We start from the raw sequence: 16,371 nt of genomic DNA, 5'->3' as shown, positions 1-16,371 counted from the left end.
GTCGTACACGAGGAAGGGATCTGTGTCCATGAGCGTGACCCTTGTCCGCCCGCCTGCCTCGCAACGCGGCAGGCACCGCCGTGCGCGACTCACCGGCACACTGGCCGCTGCGCTGCTGGGCGTCGCCGTGCCGAGCGTCGTAGCGTCCCCGGCCCAGGCCATCCACGGCGGCTCCGCCGTGACGACAGCCGAGTGGGCGTTCGTCGCCGAGATCCGCAACACGGCGGTGGGCGCCCTGTGCACCGGCTCACTGATCCACCCGAGCTGGGTGCTCACCGCAGCACACTGCGCGGCGCCGGCGTCGGTCGGCGACGTGACCGCCCGGGTGGGCAACACCACGGCCGCCACCGGCGGCGAGTTGCGCCGGATCACCCGAATCGTGCGCCACCCCGGCTATCAGGGCGGGCACAACGACGTCGCACTGCTCGAGCTCAGCTCACCGGTGACCACCGTGACACCGGTCCGGCTGGCCACGCCCGCCGACGCCGGACTGTGGGACGGCATCCAGTCCGGCCCGTTCACACAGTACGACCAGGGCCTGGCCATCGGCTGGGGACGCGACGCCAGTGGCGCCCTTCCCAACCAGCTGCAGGTGGCGGTCGTCAACATCACGCCACCGGAGGTGGACGACCTCGGCATCAAGAGGATCATGGTGGACCGCGGTCCGTGCCCGGGCGACAGCGGCGGCCCGCTGCTGGTGCGGGCCAACGGAACGACGGTGCAGGCCGGCGTGGTCAAGGGCGCGAGCTGCGGAGGTGCCGGGTCCTACAGCGAGGTGGGCGCCGGCGGGAACCGTGACTGGATCCTCAGCCAGATCACGCGCCTGCCGTACACCTGGTTCGGCACCGCCGACTGGGACCACGACGGCCACCAGGACATCATCACCAGGCGCGACTCGACCGGCGAAGTGTGGCTCTACCCGGGCGAAAGCCGGCGCGGCTACGGCAGCACGCCACCGGTGCGCCTCAGCGGCGGCTGGAGCCGCTACACGCCGTTCGGCGTTGCCGACTGGGACCGCGACGGCCACCAGGACATTCTCGCCAGGCACGACCCCACCGGCGAACTGTGGCTCCAGCCGGGCGAAAGCCGGCGCGGTCCCGGAAGCGCGCTGCCGGTGCGTCTCGGCGGCGGCTGGAGCGGCTACACGCCGTTCGGCGTGGCCGACTGGGACCGCGACGGCCACCAAGACCTGATCGCCCGGCAGGACAGCACCGGCGAACTGTGGCTCTGGGCCGGCGCGAGCCAGCGCGGCGAGATGGTGCTGCCCTGGGTGAAGATCAGTGACACCTGGAACGCCTTTACGCCGTTCGGCGTGACGGACTGGGACCGCGACGGCCGCCAGGACATTCTCGCCAGATACAACGACTCCGGCGATCTGTGGCTCTACCCCGGCCGCGGCGTGCGCGGCTACGGCTGGGACCCCGGGGTGCGCATCGGCAGCGGCTGGTCCGGCAGATCACCGTTCGGCGCGGCCGACTGGGACCGCCAGTGCATTTCCGTTGACGTACGACGTTTCTGCAACAAGGACCTCATCGCCAGGCACGACGCCACCGGCGACCTGTGGCTCTACCCGGGCGAGAGCCGGCGCGGCCCGAGCAGCGTCGCGCCCGTGAAGATCGGCAACGGCTGGTAGACCTTCGAGCACGCCGGCCGGACCGCTCCGAGCAGCAGGGCCGGTTCCGTTCCCGCCACCCGGGAACGGAACCGGCCCGTCCACAACAGGGTCGACGCGCACGGACCATCGCCGAAAATGAACCCGCCGGGCCTTCACGCCGACTGAACTGGCGAAGGAGGGCCGATGAGCGATGAATTACTGGTGGTCCGCTGCCAGCTGGGTGAACGGGAAGCCTTCGCCGAACTGGTGCGGGCCTGGCATCCGGCGGTCGAGCGGTACGTCAGGCGGATGCTCGGCGGATCCGACGACGATGTGGTGCAGGAGATCTGGCTGGCGGTCTGCGAAGGGCTGCCGAGACTGCGGCGGCCGGACCGGTTCACCCCCCTGGCTGTTCGTCATCGCCCGCCGGGCAGTGATGAACCGGCTGCGGGACACGTACACGAGCCCGGAACCCGAACCGATCGACGACATCCCCGGCGACGACGAGGCAGAAGGCGTCGTCAACCGGGAGATGCTCGTCGGCGCGCTGGCGGCGCTGCCCGTCCGGGAACGGGAAGTGCTCTTGCTGTTCTACCTCGAGGACCTGCCACTGGACGCCTGCGCGCAGATCTGCGCCGTGCCCGTCGGCACGGTCAAGTCGCGGCTCAACCGGGCACGCGGGCTGCTACGCCACGAACTGATGCGGAAGGGGTACGAAGCGTGACTCCGGAAGAGATCCTGGCACGACTCGACGCGCCGTTGTCGCTGCGCAAGCGGATCGGCTACCTGATCCTGGCCCTCGCCGGTCTCACCGACAGCGCCCTGATCAGCCTGCTCTGGGCGACCGAGCCCGGGCTACCGCCGCGCACGAAGGTGGCCTGCGGCACAAGCTCGAGCCGTCACTGCTGGGCGTTGTGCTCGCAGTGGGCGTACTGGCCGCCGTGAACCTGCGGTCGGCCCGCCGGGCAAGGGCAGCGCTGATGCGCCGCAAAGCCGAACTGACCGGGGGCAACGGCGCACGGTGAGCGGTCGCGGTCGGCGGCGATGATCCGTTTCCGCGGGACGACATCGTACGGTTCATCACCGACGACCACGCTCGACCATCTCGGCGCGGCGCCTGCGCTGGTGTCGACAGCGCAGGCACCGGCGAGGAGGTGTGAGCAGTCGGGCTACCGGCCGGGCTCTCCGAAGGGTTGGATGAGCGCCGGCCGGGGGCGAACGGTCATCGACAGTACGAGCACGATCGCTCCTGCCACCAGCGCGGCGATGGTGTACCAGGCTGGCGTGAGGTCGTGAATGTAGGCCACGTACGCCGGCGGCACGGGTAGCTGATCGAACCCGGCGGGTCCGGACCCGGCCGCGGCGACGGTGGCCCGGCCGGCGAAGTACCAGGCTGCGATTGTCGACGGGGCGAGCAGCAGCACCGCCGCGCCGGTGAGACCGTTGATCGGTGCTCGCTGCCACGATGCGGCCCGGCGCAGCCGGTATCCGGCCCGGGCGGCGAGGAGCCAGCCGCCGAGCAGGCCCAGCAGCAAACCCACTACGGTGAGGGGAAGCACGGACACCGGTTCGGCCGGCATTGCGACAAGCATCGCGTTGCTCGTCCCGTCCAGGTAGGGCGGACCACCTCGGTACGTCCCGATGGTCAGCTTCAGCGTGATGCCGTCGCGTTCCGCGACGATGCTGGTCGCGTCCATGGGTATCGTTGTCACGACGCCGTCCGCGTCCAGGTAGGACTCCGTCTGCCCGGTCGCGGCGGGATTCACCCGCCAGCCCGCAGCCGCGAGCCGGGATCGTGCCTGCTCGGGCGACCACACCGTGGTGAAGTCCGCGGTGGATGCGATGACTTGCGACCGTTGGCCCAGCGGCCCCGGATGGCGCGAGACGTTGTGCCGGACCGAGCCTCCCGTCGCCAGGTCGATCATTTCGCCGACGGCCGCGTCGGTGGGTGGGCGCTGGGCGGTGGACCACCCGATCGCCGAGCCCACTGAGGCGCCGAGGCCACCGAGGGTCAACGCGGTCAGGAGCGCGGCGAGCATCATCAACCGGCCGACCGGCAAGCGGAAGCGCTGCCGTAACCCGCCGGCGACGACGTCACGCACCTCGGCGGCGGTGGGCCGCTCACGTCCGGGTCCGGCGGCGTCCATGAGCGTGGTGAGGATCTCCGCGCCGTGGTGGCGGCGGTAGGCACCGGGATAGGCCAGCAGCAGCCGGCGGTACCGGCGGCGCAGCCCGGGCGAAACGGGCCGGTGTTCGGTCATGCCGTTACCCCGCCGAGGGCCGGGCCGGCACCCGGCTGCGCGCGGTGGCGCAACCGGGCGACCGCGGCCGATGCGTTGCGTTGCAACCGCTCCGCCTCGGCGGCGAGCGCACCGGCGCCCCGGTCGGTCAGCCGGTAGTAACGGCGGAGGCGACCGTCGACCGCCTCGTCCCGGTCGACGGCGATGAGGTCCTGCTCCACCAGACGGTCCAGTGCGCCGTACAGCGTGCCGGCGCCGAGGACGACGTCGCCGCCGGACAGCGCGCCGACTTCCTGGATCAGGCCGTAGCCGTGCCGGGCCCCGGCGGCGAGGGCGGTGAGGATGAGGAACGTCGGTTCCCGCATTGCAGCCATGCCCGGAGATTACGGTAACCGATACATATCGGCAACTGTAACGAGTTCGTACGGCCGAGCTGAGCGTGGGCGTCAGCGGTTGAGATGATGCCCACGTGACTGACGGCGGCGGCTATCTGCTCGACAATCAACAAGCGGAGGCAGGTGTCCGATTTGACGCCCTGGCGACGCTGTTCAACCCCTCCACATTTCGGCACATCGACGCGCTCGGTGTCGCGGAAGGCTGGCGATGCTGGGAAGTCGGCGCGGGAGGCGCGAGCGTGCCGTCCTGGCTCGCCGAGCGCGTCGGACCGACGGGGCACGTGCTCGCCACCGACATCGACGTCTCGTGGATGGCCGCCGACGCGGACTACGAGGTCCACCGCCACGACGTCGGTGCCGACCCACCGCCGGGGGACGGCTTCGACCTGGTGCACGCGCGCCTGGTCCTCGTCCACGTTCCCCAGCGCGCCGCGGCGCTCGCCGCCATGACCTCGGCGCTACGGCCCGGCGGCTGGTTGCTGGTGGAGGAGGCCGACCCGATGATGCAGCCGCTGGCCTGCCCGGACGAGTCCGGCCCGGCCCAGCGGCTGGCCAACAAGCTCAAGCACGACTTCCGCACGCTGATGGCCCAGCGCGGTGTCGACCTGTCCTACGGGCGCACGCTACCGCGGTTGCTGCGCGACGCCGGACTGGCCGACGTCGAAGCCGACGCCTTCTTCCCGATCACCGGTGCCGCCTGCGCCCTGTTGGAGCAGGCCACCGTGAGGCAGATCCGCGACCGGCTGATCGCCGCCGGCCTGGCCACCGGCGAAGAGATCGACCGGCATCTCGACAACCTTGCGACCGGGCTCCTCGACGTCGCCACCTCGCCCATGATCTCGGCATGGGGCCGGCGACCCGCCTGAACCGCGCCGCTACCCGGGTCAGTCGCTGCCTGCGCCGTGCGTTCTCGGCCGAGCGGGTCGAGCGCCCGTCGCGTGGTGCTTCGAGTGCCGGTGCGTCCGCACTCGGGGTCAGGGGCGGGAGCTGGGGCGGATGTTGTGGTTGAGGTGGAAGACGTTGTCCGGGTCGTAGGCGTCCTTCACCGCGGTCAGGCGGGCCAGTTGGGCCGCCGGGTAGGCGCGGCGCACCCCGGCGTCGCCCTCGTCGTTGAGGACGTTCACGTAGACGCCCGCCGCGTACGGGGCCAGCGCCGCGGCCGTGGCGCGGGCCTCGGACATCCGGGCCGCGTCCTCGGCCGGGTCGGTCCAGCGCATGCCGGTGCCGAACTCGAACGCGGTGTCGCGGTGGGCGAAGGCGGTGGCGTCGGGGGCGACGTCGGCGATCGCGCCGCCGTACGTCTGCAGGCTGCGTGACGCCGGGCCCGGGGCCAGGAACGCCTCGATCGCCGCGTCGGGCAGGGTGCGCAGGTAGTGGCCCTTGGAGTAGCGGCGATACGCGTGGCCGCCGGTCGTGTCGTCGCGGGTCTGCAGCTGAAGGTACGACATCTTCGTCACCCGCGCCGTGGGCATCTCGGCCAGCAGTGCGGCCGGGTCGCCGGGGCCGACCCAGACGAATCCCAGTTTGACCGAGCCGTCGCCGGGCGAGAACGCCTCCAACGTCGCCTGGCGCGGGGCGGAGCCGGCCAGGTCGCGCCAGTGGCGCATCGCGGCGGGTGCGTGGGCGGCGCCGGCGGTGTACTCGGCGACCAGGGCGCGTGTGCCGACCGGGTGCACACGGAACTCGAACTCGGTGACCACGCCGAAGTTGCCACCGCCGCCGCGCAGGCCCCAGAACAGGTCCGGGTGTTCGTCGGCGGTGGCGCGCAGCACCTCGCCGGTCGCGGTGACGATCCGGCACGCGGTCACGTTGTCGCAGGCCAGGCCGTACTGCCGGGCGAGCCAGCCCATGCCGCCGCCGAGCGTGAGGCCGCCGACACCGGTGTGGGAGACGTTGCCGGCCGTGGTGGCCAGGCCGTGCCGCTGCGCCGCGATGTCCAGCGCGCCGAGCAAGGCACCGCCCTGGACCCACGCGGTGCGGCGGGCCGGGTCGACCCGCACGGCGCCCATCGGGGTGAGGTCGATCATCAGGCCGCCGTCGGGGACCGCGAAGCCGGCCGCGTTGTGGCCGCCGCAGCGGACCCCGATCTCCAGGCCGCGCTCGCGGGCCAGGCGCACCGCGGCGACCACGTCGTCCGTGCCCGAGGCCCGCACGATGAGCTCGGGGCGGCGGTCCACCATCGCGTTCCAGATCGTGCGGGCCTCGTCATATCCGGGGTCGCCCGCGCTCAGCGTGTTGAGATTCTGCGCCGTCGTCGTCATATTCACAGCATCATTGGATTTGGTACTGCATGAGAGGTCCGATTCCATGCCGATGAGCAGGACCAATTCGGGGCGGGCCGCGACCGACCTGCACCTCGGCGCGCTCGACCGGGAGGGCGGCGGTCCGCTGCACCGGCAGATCGAGCACTCGATCCGGGCCGCGGTGCGGGAGGGGCGGCTGCCGGTCGGCAGCTCGCTGCCGCCGAGCCGGGTGCTGGCCGCCTCGCTCGGCGTGTCGCGGGGCGTGGTCGTGGCCGCGTACGAGCAACTCGTCGCCGAGGGGTACCTGACCAGCCGGTCCGGCGGCTACACCCGGGTGAGCGCGGGTCCGGAGGCGGCGCCGCCGGCCGCACCCGAGCCGCCGCGGCGGCGCCCGGCGGCGGTCGTGGACTTCGGGTACGGGCGCACCGACGTCTCGCAGTTCCCACGGGCGGCCTGGCTGCGCTCCCTGCGCCGGGTGCTCACCGAGGCGCCGTCGGAGCGGTTCGGGTACACCAGCGGCCAGGGCGACCCGCAGCTGCGGGCGGCGCTCGCCGCGTACCTCAACCGGGTCCGCGGCACCGTCGCCCACCCCGACGACATCGTGGTCTGCGCCGGTTACGCCCAGGGCATCGCCCTGCTCGTGAGCGTCCTCGGCGCCGCGCCGGGCCCGCGCCGGCCCATCGCCGTCGAGGACCCCTCCGCCAACGACGACGTGCGGCCCCTGGCCACCGCCGCCGGGTTCGCCCTGGCCGGGGTTCCGGTCGGCGAGCACGGCATCGACGTCGCCGCGCTCGACGCCGTGGACGCCGAGGCGCTCGTGCTCACCCCCTCGCACCAGTGGCCGACCGGCGGCGTGCTGTCCGCAGAGGCCCGCGCCGGCGTGGTGCGCTGGGCGCGGCGCACCGGCGCGCTGGTCGTCGAGGACGACTACGACGCCGAGTACCGCTACGACCGGGCCGCGATCGGCGCGATGCAGGGGCTGGCGCCGGACCGGGTGGCGTACCTGGGCTCGGCCAGCAAGACCCTGGCACCGGGCCTGCGGCTGGGCTGGATACTGCTGCCCCGGCGGCTCGTCGCGCCGGTCGTCGCCGCGAAGGTGCTCGCCGACCGTGGCTCGCCCGCCATCGACCAGCTCGCCTTCGCCGACTTCCTCACCGCCGGCGAGCTGGACCGGCACCTGCGCCGCATGCGCCCGCTCTACCGCCGGCGCCGCGACGCGCTGCTCGCCGCCCTGGCCCGGCACCTGCCGCGGTTCCGCCCGGTGGGCGTCGCCGCCGGGCAGCACCTGGTCGCGTGGCTACCGCCTGGCCTGACCGAGGAGGACGTCGAGCGCGCCGCGGCGACGGTCGGCGTCGCGGTGTACGGCCTGCGCGGCTACCGCCTGAACGGCCCCGGCCCGCAGGGGCTGATCTTCGGCTACGCGTCGCTGAGCGAGCGCGCGATCGACGAGGGCGTGGCGCTGCTGGCCCGGTCGCTGGCATCGTGATCGCCTGACCGGACCGGCGCCGGCACGCAGCTGTCAGGAGGCCTGCGTATCGTTGTGACATGGCTAAGGATGCACAGCCGGGCGACGTGGTCGACGACTTCGAACTGCTCGACGAAACGGGCACCGCCCGCCGCCTCAGCGAGTTGCTCGGCAACGGGCCGGTGGTCCTCTTCTTCTATCCTGCTGCGCTGACCCGTGGCTGCACCGCGGAGAGCTGCCACTTCCGTGACCTGGCGGCGGAGTTCGCCGAGGTCGGCGCGCAGCGCGTCGGCATCAGCCGGGACACCGTCGAGCGGCAGCGGGAATTCTCCGAGCTGCACAAGTTCGACTACCCGCTGCTGTCGGACCCCCAGGGGGTCGTGGCGGACCTGCTCGGGGTGCGGCGGCGCCTGCCGCTGGGTCCGCTGAGCACCAAACGGATGACGTTCGTCATCGACACCGACCGGCGCATCCTCGCGGTCATCCACAGCGAGATCAGCATGAACGAGCACGCCGACCGGGCGCTCCAGGTGCTGCGCGCGCACGCGCGCCGCCAATGAGCCGCAGGCCCGGACCATGGCAAGCCCGCGCCGGCGCCGTGTCACCGTGGCGGCAGCGCTACGGTTGAAGACGGAACGCCGACGAAGCGTGCATTCACCGCGGAGCGCGTCATGCTCTCAGCCAAGGCCCGGCCGGTCGTGCAGGCGACGTTGCCGGCGGTGGCGGACAACATCGGGACGATCGCCGAGCGCTTCTACCGCCACATGTTCACCGAGCATCCGGACCTGCTCGACGGCACCTTCAACCGCGGCAACCAGGCCAGCGGCGCCCAGCAGCAGGCGCTCGCCGGGGCGGTGGCGGCGTTCGCCGACGCCCTGGTCCACACACCGGACAACCTGCCGGAGCGCCTGCTGTCACGTGTCGCGCACAAGCATGCGTCGCTCGGCATCCGGCCCGATCAGTACCGGATCGTTCACGACCACCTGATGTGGGCCGACCGGCTGGTGAAGACCTCGCTGCCCGGGCAGTACATCACCGTGCGGATGCCGATGCCCGACGGCGTGCGCCAGCCCCGCCAGTACAGTCTCACCCGCGCCGACGACGGACAGCACCGCCAGTTCTCGGTCAAGTGGGTGCACGGCGGCGGCAGGCCCGACGGCGAGGTCTCGACCCTGCTGCACCAGCGCGTCGGCGTCGGCGACGTGCTGACGATGTCCCTGCCGTACGGCGAAGTCGTGCTCAACGACTCCGGCTGCCCGGTCGTGTTCGCCAGCGCCGGAATCGGGATCGCGCCGATGGCCGGCATGCTGTCACACCTGGTGGCCGCCGGGTCGCATCTGGAGGTCATGGTGTTGCACGCCGACATCGACGAAACGTCGTTCGCGCTGCGCCGGCAGGTCCTCGGCGACGTCGCCGCGCTGCCACGCGGCTCCATGTACGCCTGGTACGAGCGCGGTGCGCAGACCCGGCTCCCGCTGGACGGCGCCTTCGCCGGGCTGATGGATCTCGCGCAGGTTCCGCTGCCCGACGGGGCCGCCTACTATCTGTGCGGACCGCTGCCGTTCATGCGGGCGGTGCGCAGCTCGCTGATCGAGCGGGGCGTGCCGGCCCGGGACATCCAGTACGAGGTGTTCGGTCCGGACCTGTGGCGTGCGGATCTGGAGTAGTCGCCGACAAGCCGCCCGGGCCGGGCGGTGGCGACCTGCTCTGCGACGCGGGTGCGCGGGACCTCCCGTCACGACACATGACGGGTGTCACCGAGCGTTGTGCCGGGGACCATGCCGCAGGAAAGCAGGCGCTGCCCCGGCGCAGCGCCCTCGATCACCGCCGTCAGGTGCGTGACGGCCTCCCAGCCCATCTCCCGCCGCGGGATCGCCAGCCGGGCCAGCGTGTCGAGCACCGGCCCGCCGCCGCTGGGCTCGGCCAGTGCGACCACCGACAGGTCGCCCGGCACCGCCAGGCCGCGCGCCGTCGCCTCGGCGATCAGCGCGACCGCGTCGGCGTACTCCTCCGTGAAGACCGCCGTCAGCCCCCGCGTGAGCGCCGCGTCGAGGCCGGCCGGGGGCCGCAGGTGCGCGACGTCGAACCCGGCGAAGCCGCGCAGCCGGTCGGCGTGCGACTCGGCCGGGCCACCGGTGCCCAGATAGCCGATCCGGCGGTGCCCCAGGGCCAGCGCACGGTCCAGGAAAGCCGCGACGGCCGACGGGTAGTCCGCCCCGACGTACGGCACGCCCGGCTCGTCGCGCCGGCCGACGGACACGAACGCGTGCCGCTCCGCGACGAGCCGCCGCAGGTCCAGCTCGTCCACGTGGCGGCCGAGCAGGATCGTGCCGTCGGCGAGGCCGATCCGGCTCTCGTCGTGGACGCGCCGGCCCCGCCCTGAGGTGAACAGCAGCAGGTCGCAGTCGAGCTCCTCGGCGCGCTCCTCGATGCCGACCAGGAACGGGTGGTAGAAGTCGGCCGCACCGCTGGGGAAGAGCGGCTCGTAGGTGAAGACGCCGAGGATCCGGTTGCGGCCCGACACCAGCCGCCGGGCGACCGGGTCGGCGACGTAGCCGGTGCTGCGGATCGCGTCCAGGACCCGTTGCCGGGTCTCGGGCGCGATCCGCACGTCGTCGCCGGTGCGGTTGTTGAGCACCAGGGACACCGTCGCCTGGCTGACTCCCGTCATCCGGGCGATGTCCCGCTGTGTCACACGACGGCTCATGCACCCTCCGCTGCGCTCCGGAACCGCTCATACGGCACTGTGTATCACCCCTTGAGGCCGGTGTGCGCCAGCCCTTCGACGAACTGCCGTTGCGCGATCACGAACACGACCAGCACCGGTAGCGCGGTCAGTGCGGCAGCCGCGAGTTGCACGTCCCACATCGGCCCGCCGTACGCGTCGACGTACTGCGTCAGGGCCTGCGGCAGCGTGAACTTCTCCTTGCTGGACAGGTAGACCACCGGCTCCAGGAACAGGTTCCAGCTCGCCAGGAACGTGAAGATGCCGACCGCGCCGAGCGCCGGGCGGGCCAACGGGAGGCCGATCCGCCAGAAGGTGGCGAACCGTCCCAGGCCGTCGACGCGGGCCGCCTCCTCCAGTTCCCGGGGCAGCGTGATGAAGTACTGCCGCATGATGAACGTGGCGAGGACGCTCGGCGCACCGAAGATCGGCACCAGGATCAGGGGCCAGTGGGTGTCGATGAGGCCGAACCGGTTGAACAGCTGGAACAGCGGGACGATCGTCACCTCGCTCGGGATGAGCAGCCCGGTGAGCACCACCACGAAAAGCACGTTCTGGCCGGGGAACCGGATACGGGCGAACGCGTAGCCGGACAGCGACGCCACCGCCATCGTGCCGACGGTGACGATCGCGGCGATGTAGAGGCTGTTCCAGTACTGCTGGGCGAACGGTTGCAGCTCGAAGACCTGCCGGTAGGCGTCGAACTGCCAGTGCCCGGGCAGCAGCCGCGGCGGATACGCGAAGATCTCGCTCGTCGGCTTGAACGACGAGGTGACCATCCACCAGGTCGGGAACACGAACGGGACGAGCAGGACGCTGAGGATCCCGTAGACGGCGACCTTGAGCCGCCTGGACCTGCTGCTCATGGACTTACTGCTCATGGACGACCCACCTCTTGCGCAGCTGCCACTGCACCAGCGTCAGCACCAGCACGATGACGAACAGCAGGATGGCCAGGGTCGAACCGTAGCCGAAGTGGTGGAACTGGAACGCCTGCTGATACAGGTAGTACACGAGCACGGTGGTCGACGTGCCCGGCCCGCCCTGGGTCAGCACGGCGATCTGGGCGAACACCTGCAGCGAGCCGACGACCGTGATGATCGACGTCAGCAGGATCGTCGGGCTGATCATCGGCACCGTGATCCGGTGGAATCGGGACCACGCCGACGCGCCGTCCAGCTGCGCCGCCTCGTACAGCTCGAACGGCACCCCCTGCAGGGCCGCCAGGAACAGCACCATGTTCAGCCCCACGTTCTTGAACACCTGCACGGCGACCACCGACACCATCGCCGACGTGCCGTTGCGCAGCCAGTTGGGGCCGTCCACGCCGATCGTGGCCAGCAGGCCGTTGACGCCCCCGTTCGACTGCAGCAGGAAGCCCCACACGATGGTCCACGCCACCAGCGACACGACCACCGGGGAGAAGAAGAGGGTGCGGTACACCGTGAGGCCGCGCAGCTTCTGGTTCAGCAGCACCGCCAGCAGCAGCGCGAGCAACAGGTTGAACACCACCAGCCCGACGGAGAACAGCCCGGTCGCGCGCAGCACGGACGGCAGCGACGGGTCGTCGAGCAGCGCCTGGTAGTTCTCGGCGCCGACGTACTCGAAGCTGTCGGCGAGCACGTTCCATTCGTGCAGGCTGTACCAGAACACCAGGCACAGCGGCAGGAACACGAAGACGGCCGAGCCGACCAGCTGCGGGGTGACGAACAGGTACCCCACGAGCCGATCGGCGGTCCGCTGGCGCAGCGTCACGACTTCGCCAGTTGCGGTGCGATCTTCGCGCAGACGCCGCCCAGCACGGCCTTGACGTCCGCCTGCGGCTGCCACAGCGGGTCGAGGCTCGCGCGGACGGTCTGGCTCAGCTCCGCGAAGCCGGCGTGGCTGGGCCCGACCGCGCCCTTGGCGATGCCGTCCACGACGACCTTCTGCAGCTGCTCCGGCTTCAGCAGCGGGTTGGTCTTGGCGAGCGTCTCGGCGGTGAGCTGCGAGGTGCGCGGCGGCGGGAAGTAGGCGGCGAGCTTGGCGGAGTTGGCCGGGTTGGTCATGAAGGCCAGGAAGTCCTGCGCCACGGCCGCGTTCCTGCTCTTCTTGAACACCCCGATGCCGGCCTGGCCGAACACCGCGTACGAGCCGGCCTTGCCCTGCGGCAGCGGCACCAGGTCCCAGCCGAAGGTGTTCTTCAGCAGCGACGCCCGGCTGATCTGGGTGATCGTCAGCGCCGCGTCACCGGCGAAGAAGTCCGCGCTGACGCCGGGCCCGGGCAGCGCCTTGTCCACGAAGACCGCCTTGTGCAGGGCCGTCATCGCCTCGACCATCTCCGGCTGGTCGAAGCCGCACGTCTTGCCGTCGTCACTCCACGCCTTCGCGCCCCAGCCGCCCCAGAAGCTCGCGAGGTTGTTCCAGGTCTTGTAGTCGAAGTCGCGGATCACCAGGCCGGCCTTGCCGGTGCCCGCGTTGACCGCTGACGCGAGCTTCAGCGCGGTGTCCCAGTTCCACTGCCCGGCGGCGATCAGCTCGGCGGGGGTCTGCTGCCCGGCCTTCTTCGCCAGGTCGTTGTTGACGAACATGCCGAAGGGTGAGGTGGAGAACGGGTAGGCGTACAGCTTCCCCTTGTCCTGCCACAGCTTCAGCGGACCTGCCGCCAGATCGTCGAACTGGTAACCGTCGGCCTTCTTGAGCGTGTCGTCCAGCGGTACGAGCGCACCGGAGCTCACGAAGTCCGGCGCCGAGTTCTCGAGGATCCACGCCAGGTCCGGCTGGTTGCCGCCGGCGATCTGCGTGGTGAGGGCGGTGGTGTACGTGTCGAACGGCAGCGAGTCGAACTTGATCTCGGTGACGTCCGGGTGCGCTGCCTTGTACTCGGCGGCGATCTCGTTGAACAGCTTGAGGTGCGCCTCGTTGGCGGTCCAGATCGTCATGCGCAGGCTCGCCGGCCCGTCGGACTGCGTGGCCTCCTTGCCGCCACCGCAGGCCGTGAGCGTGAGCAGCGCGGCGGCGACGATCGCCGTGATGTTCCATCGCATGGCGGGGTCTCCTTGGGGGGTGTGTTCAGTAGCCGGTGACGTCGGGCCAGGCGAGCTCGACGCCGTTGTCGGTCAGGCGGGACTGGAACGCGGCCAGCCGGTCCGGGCTGTTGCGGACGCCGCGCGGGCTGACGGCGTTGTCGAGGCAGAACGCCGCGAGAGCGCCGGCGGCCTCGCCGATGTTCCACTCGACGGGGTGCAGCCGGTAGCAGCCGTTGGTGATGTGCGTGGTGCCGAGGTTCTTGCACGCCGGCAGGAGGTTCTCCATCCGGCGGGGAATGAGCGCGCCCAGCGGGATCTGGAAGGGGCTGGACGCGACGTCGATGTACGTGTCGCCGCCGGTCGACGGGTGCAGGTCGATGCGGTACATGCCGATCCCGACCGAGTCGGCGTAGACGACGCTGCCCTTTTCGCCGCGCACGGCGTACGACAGGTCCTGCTCGACGATCGTGTACTCGGCCGCTATGCGGCGGGACTCCCGGACGTAGGGCGCCTGCGCGAGCCCGTCCGCCGAACCGGTGATGTCGCCGCGCAGCCGCAGGCCGGGGAAGCCCGTGCCGCCGTCCGGCCGTGGCGCCTCGGTCTGCAGCCAGTACAGGACGCTTCTGGAAAGTTCCTTCGCGTTGCGGAGCTGCGCTTCCGCGTCGGGGACGTCGATGACCGGCGCCTCGAAGTAGTCGATCATCGGCCAGTTCACGAGCGTGATGTCGCTCGCGTAGGCACCCGGCTGGAACAGCTTCCGCGCGGCGATCCGGCGGAACGTCCACAGGTTCGCGTCGCCCGGGTCGCGCCGCTGGTCGGCACGCACGCGGAGCGGGTCGTCGTCGGGGTTGGGGGTGAAGCCACGCTCACCGATCTCGAGCGTGCGCGGGTGCGGGGAGCGCAACGACAGCAGCGGCCCGCCCCAGAACGGGGGCGTGTAGGCGCGCCAGAAGTCGTACCCGGCGGGCTTGTCGATGACGTGGTTGCCGTCGACGTGGTCGATGGCGAAGCACACCGACACCGCCTGCATGTTCATCGGCTGCGCCTGCGCCGGTGCGCTCGGCTCGCCGGTGTCCAACCGGGACTCGAATCCGGTGACGTACTCGGTGCCGGTCAGCGGCAGCAGTTCGCCGGTCTCGGTGGCGTCGATGACGTACTTCGCGGTCAGGGTGATCTCATGATCGGCGTTCGCGACGGTGATCGCGGTGATCCGGTCCCCGGTGACGTCCGCTTTCGTCGCCTTGTAGGGCTGCAGGACGCTGAGGCGGCCGGCGCTCCGGTACGGCAGCAGCATCGCCTCGATCACCGCCTTGGCGACAGCCGGCTCGTGGCAGAGCCGGCTGACCCCGCCCGCGCCCGGGTTCAGGTGCGTCCACCGCCGGGCCGCCTCCGTCAGCGGGTAGTGGCGGCGGTAGTACGCGCGGATGCCGTCGCGCAGCGCGCGGTAACTCGCCGTAACGCCGAACTGCTCGACCCACGAGTGCTCGTCGGGCGGCACCGCCTGGCTGGTGAGCTGGCCGCCGAGCCAGTCGAACTCCTCGGTGAGCACGACCGACCGGCCGGCCCGCAGGGCTGCGAGAGCCGCCGCGACACCACCCAGCCCGCCACCGACGACGAGGACGTCCGCCGCCATCTCCTTCACACGCACTCCTTGATCATCGTGGTACTTCACTCAGGGTTACGCCTTGGACCAGCTCGCACGCCAGCAGGCGCTGGGCGGGCGATGCACCGTTGACGATCTCGGTGAGGTGGTCGGCGGCCTGCCAGCCCATCTCGCGTCGCGGCGTGCGGAACCGGGTCACGTCGTGCGGCTGCGGCCCGGCGACCGGCCTCGTCGGCTCGCCGAGCACGATCAGCGACACGTCGCCGGGGACGTCCCTGCCGCTGCGGTGCAGCTCCGTGATCACGTCGCCGGCGTCGGCCGGCTCCTCGAGCAGGATCGCCGTGACCTGTTTCGCCATGGCGTCGGCCAACGCGTGCTTGCCCGGCGGCTCGTGCATCGCGAACACTCCGGCGCTCAGGCACGCGTCGGCGAACCCGCGCAGCCGGTCGGCGTGCGACTCGGCGGGCCCGCCGGTGCCGATGTACGCGAACCGGCGATGGCCCTTCGCGAGCGCCAGGCCGACGAGTTCGGCGACCGCGGCGGCGTAGCCGGCGCCGACGTACGGGACGTGCTCCCCGTCCCGCCGCCCGACGCTCACGAACGGGTGGCCCTCGGCGACGAGGCGGGCCAGCTCACCCCGGTCGATGGAGCGGCCGAGGAGGATGCAGCCGTCGGCGAGGCGCATGCGGTTGTCACCGTGGAAGAGCCGGCGCCGGCCGTCGACGACCGGGGTGCTGGTGAACAGCAGCAGGTCGCAGCCGAGCTCCTCGGCGCGCTCCTCGATGCCGACCAGGAACGGGTGGTAGAAGTCGGCGGCGGCGCTGGGAAAGACCGGCTCGTACGTGAAGACGCCGAGGATCCGGTTGCTGCGGTCGGCGAGCCGCCGGCCGACGACGTCGGCGACGTAGCCGGTGGCGCGGATGGCGTCGAGCACGCGCTGCCGCGTCTCGGGCGCGATCCGCACGCCGCTGTCGACGCGGTCGTTGAGCACGAGGGACACGGTGGCCTGGCTGACGCCGGTCATCCGCGCGATGTCGCGCTGCGTGACGCGTCGCCTCATGCGCCCGACTCCCTTGGATAATACGTATCGGCACTTCC

Annotated in this window: 16 protein-coding genes and 1 pseudogene; 8 read left to right on the top strand and 9 right to left on the bottom strand. The window is 71.5% G+C overall.

Annotated elements, in window-relative coordinates; translation table 11 throughout:
• Nucleotides 1-28 precede the first annotated feature (28 nt).
• The 4 genes and pseudogenes from Dfulv_RS23075 to Dfulv_RS23065 all read left to right on the top strand — a co-directional run bounded on the left by Dfulv_RS23075 (nt 29) and on the right by Dfulv_RS23065 (nt 2,539).
• Nucleotides 29-1,633: a trypsin-like serine protease gene (locus Dfulv_RS23075; protein ID WP_259866673.1), complete on the top strand. Its 1,605-nt coding sequence runs from the start codon at nt 29-31 to the stop codon at nt 1,631-1,633.
• 165 nt (nt 1,634-1,798) lie between these two features.
• Nucleotides 1,799-1,939, top strand: a pseudogene (locus Dfulv_RS48890) (RNA polymerase sigma factor); the annotation flags it as partial.
• Between the two features lie 91 nt (nt 1,940-2,030).
• Nucleotides 2,031-2,318: an RNA polymerase sigma factor gene (locus Dfulv_RS23070; protein WP_259866670.1), complete on the top strand. Its 288-nt coding sequence runs from the start codon at nt 2,031-2,033 to the stop codon at nt 2,316-2,318.
• Nucleotides 2,315-2,539, top strand: coding sequence for a hypothetical protein (locus tag Dfulv_RS23065; protein WP_259866668.1), 225 nt, complete (start codon nt 2,315-2,317; stop codon nt 2,537-2,539). The genes Dfulv_RS23070 and Dfulv_RS23065 overlap by 4 nt, the downstream gene beginning before the upstream one ends.
• Before the next feature lie 224 nt (nt 2,540-2,763).
• Here Dfulv_RS23065 and Dfulv_RS23060 read toward each other — a convergent pair whose 3' ends face one another.
• Both Dfulv_RS23060 and Dfulv_RS23055 read right to left on the bottom strand, forming a co-directional pair.
• Nucleotides 2,764-3,855, bottom strand: a complete 1,092-nt coding sequence (locus Dfulv_RS23060; RefSeq protein WP_259866666.1) for a hypothetical protein — start codon at nt 3,853-3,855, stop codon at nt 2,764-2,766.
• On the bottom strand, nt 3,852-4,199 hold the full coding sequence (locus Dfulv_RS23055; RefSeq protein WP_259867851.1) for a PadR family transcriptional regulator: 348 nt from the start codon (nt 4,197-4,199) through the stop codon (nt 3,852-3,854). Before Dfulv_RS23055 ends, Dfulv_RS23060 begins: the two co-directional genes overlap by 4 nt.
• A gap of 104 nt (nt 4,200-4,303) precedes the next feature.
• Here Dfulv_RS23055 and Dfulv_RS23050 point away from each other — a divergent pair, with 104 nt between their 5' ends.
• Complete coding sequence (locus Dfulv_RS23050) at nt 4,304-5,095, top strand: methyltransferase domain-containing protein (protein ID WP_259866664.1); 792 nt, start codon at nt 4,304-4,306, stop codon at nt 5,093-5,095.
• 108 nt (nt 5,096-5,203) lie between these two features.
• On the opposite strand, the gene Dfulv_RS48415 is transcribed toward Dfulv_RS23050, so the two are convergent.
• Nucleotides 5,204-6,490, bottom strand: a complete 1,287-nt coding sequence (locus Dfulv_RS48415) for an FAD-binding oxidoreductase (protein WP_264675843.1) — start codon at nt 6,488-6,490, stop codon at nt 5,204-5,206.
• A 52-nt stretch (nt 6,491-6,542) separates the two neighbouring features.
• Here Dfulv_RS48415 and pdxR point away from each other — a divergent pair, with 52 nt between their 5' ends.
• From pdxR to Dfulv_RS23020, 3 genes are all read left to right on the top strand, one after another.
• Entirely contained in the window at nt 6,543-7,958 is a 1,416-nt protein-coding gene (gene pdxR / locus Dfulv_RS23030) for a MocR-like pyridoxine biosynthesis transcription factor PdxR (RefSeq protein ID WP_259866662.1), read from the top strand.
• A gap of 59 nt (nt 7,959-8,017) precedes the next feature.
• Complete coding sequence (locus Dfulv_RS23025) at nt 8,018-8,497, top strand: peroxiredoxin (RefSeq protein ID WP_259866660.1); 480 nt, start codon at nt 8,018-8,020, stop codon at nt 8,495-8,497.
• A 111-nt stretch (nt 8,498-8,608) separates the two neighbouring features.
• Nucleotides 8,609-9,604, top strand: a complete 996-nt coding sequence (locus Dfulv_RS23020; RefSeq protein ID WP_259866658.1) for a globin domain-containing protein — start codon at nt 8,609-8,611, stop codon at nt 9,602-9,604.
• Between the two features lie 68 nt (nt 9,605-9,672).
• Here Dfulv_RS23020 and Dfulv_RS23015 read toward each other — a convergent pair whose 3' ends face one another.
• Genes Dfulv_RS23015 through Dfulv_RS22990 form a run of 6 tightly spaced genes read right to left on the bottom strand, consistent with a single transcriptional unit; the run spans nt 9,673 to nt 16,333 of the window.
• Nucleotides 9,673-10,644, bottom strand: coding sequence for a LacI family DNA-binding transcriptional regulator (locus tag Dfulv_RS23015; RefSeq protein ID WP_259866655.1), 972 nt, complete (start codon nt 10,642-10,644; stop codon nt 9,673-9,675).
• 44 nt (nt 10,645-10,688) lie between these two features.
• Nucleotides 10,689-11,543, bottom strand: coding sequence for a carbohydrate ABC transporter permease (locus tag Dfulv_RS23010; protein WP_259866653.1), 855 nt, complete (start codon nt 11,541-11,543; stop codon nt 10,689-10,691).
• Nucleotides 11,533-12,417 (bottom strand): carbohydrate ABC transporter permease, encoded by an 885-nt coding sequence (locus Dfulv_RS23005; RefSeq protein ID WP_259866651.1) that lies wholly within the window; start codon nt 12,415-12,417, stop codon nt 11,533-11,535. The genes Dfulv_RS23010 and Dfulv_RS23005 overlap by 11 nt, the downstream gene beginning before the upstream one ends.
• Nucleotides 12,414-13,688 (bottom strand): ABC transporter substrate-binding protein, encoded by a 1,275-nt coding sequence (locus Dfulv_RS23000; RefSeq protein ID WP_259866649.1) that lies wholly within the window; start codon nt 13,686-13,688, stop codon nt 12,414-12,416. The genes Dfulv_RS23005 and Dfulv_RS23000 overlap by 4 nt, the downstream gene beginning before the upstream one ends.
• A gap of 25 nt (nt 13,689-13,713) precedes the next feature.
• Nucleotides 13,714-15,303 carry an FAD-dependent oxidoreductase gene (locus Dfulv_RS22995; RefSeq protein WP_259867845.1) on the bottom strand — a complete coding sequence of 530 codons (1,590 nt, stop codon included), beginning with the start codon at nt 15,301-15,303 and terminating at the stop codon, nt 13,714-13,716.
• A gap of 22 nt (nt 15,304-15,325) precedes the next feature.
• Nucleotides 15,326-16,333, bottom strand: coding sequence for a LacI family DNA-binding transcriptional regulator (locus Dfulv_RS22990; RefSeq protein WP_259866647.1), 1,008 nt, complete (start codon nt 16,331-16,333; stop codon nt 15,326-15,328).
• Nucleotides 16,334-16,371: the final 38 nt, after the last annotated feature.

This window comes from Dactylosporangium fulvum, from assembly GCF_025137375.1.
Lineage (GTDB): Bacteria > Actinomycetota > Actinomycetes > Mycobacteriales > Micromonosporaceae > Dactylosporangium > Dactylosporangium fulvum.
Note: the sequence above shows the minus strand (reverse complement) of the source record. Positions and strands in the feature narration are given on the sequence as shown.

Bases quoted from the DNA above. Each gene is read 5' to 3' on its own strand.
- Dfulv_RS23075 (WP_259866673.1), top strand. From the start codon at position 29: ATGAGCGTGACCCTTGTCCGCCCGCCTGCCTCGCAACGCGGCAGGCAC.
- Dfulv_RS23070 (WP_259866670.1), top strand. From the start codon at position 2,031: ATGAACCGGCTGCGGGACACGTACACGAGCCCGGAACCCGAACCGATC.
- Dfulv_RS23060 (WP_259866666.1), bottom strand. From the start codon at position 3,855: ATGACCGAACACCGGCCCGTTTCGCCCGGGCTGCGCCGCCGGTACCGC.
- Dfulv_RS23055 (WP_259867851.1), bottom strand. From the start codon at position 4,199: ATGCGGGAACCGACGTTCCTCATCCTCACCGCCCTCGCCGCCGGGGCC.
- Dfulv_RS48415 (WP_264675843.1), bottom strand. From the start codon at position 6,490: ATGACGACGACGGCGCAGAATCTCAACACGCTGAGCGCGGGCGACCCC.
- pdxR (WP_259866662.1), top strand. From the start codon at position 6,543: ATGAGCAGGACCAATTCGGGGCGGGCCGCGACCGACCTGCACCTCGGC.
- Dfulv_RS23025 (WP_259866660.1), top strand. From the start codon at position 8,018: ATGGCTAAGGATGCACAGCCGGGCGACGTGGTCGACGACTTCGAACTG.
- Dfulv_RS23020 (WP_259866658.1), top strand. From the start codon at position 8,609: ATGCTCTCAGCCAAGGCCCGGCCGGTCGTGCAGGCGACGTTGCCGGCG.
- Dfulv_RS23015 (WP_259866655.1), bottom strand. From the start codon at position 10,644: ATGAGCCGTCGTGTGACACAGCGGGACATCGCCCGGATGACGGGAGTC.
- Dfulv_RS23010 (WP_259866653.1), bottom strand. From the start codon at position 11,543: ATGAGCAGTAAGTCCATGAGCAGCAGGTCCAGGCGGCTCAAGGTCGCC.
- Dfulv_RS23000 (WP_259866649.1), bottom strand. From the start codon at position 13,688: ATGCGATGGAACATCACGGCGATCGTCGCCGCCGCGCTGCTCACGCTC.
- Dfulv_RS22995 (WP_259867845.1), bottom strand. From the start codon at position 15,303: ATGGCGGCGGACGTCCTCGTCGTCGGTGGCGGGCTGGGTGGTGTCGCG.
- Dfulv_RS22990 (WP_259866647.1), bottom strand. From the start codon at position 16,333: ATGAGGCGACGCGTCACGCAGCGCGACATCGCGCGGATGACCGGCGTC.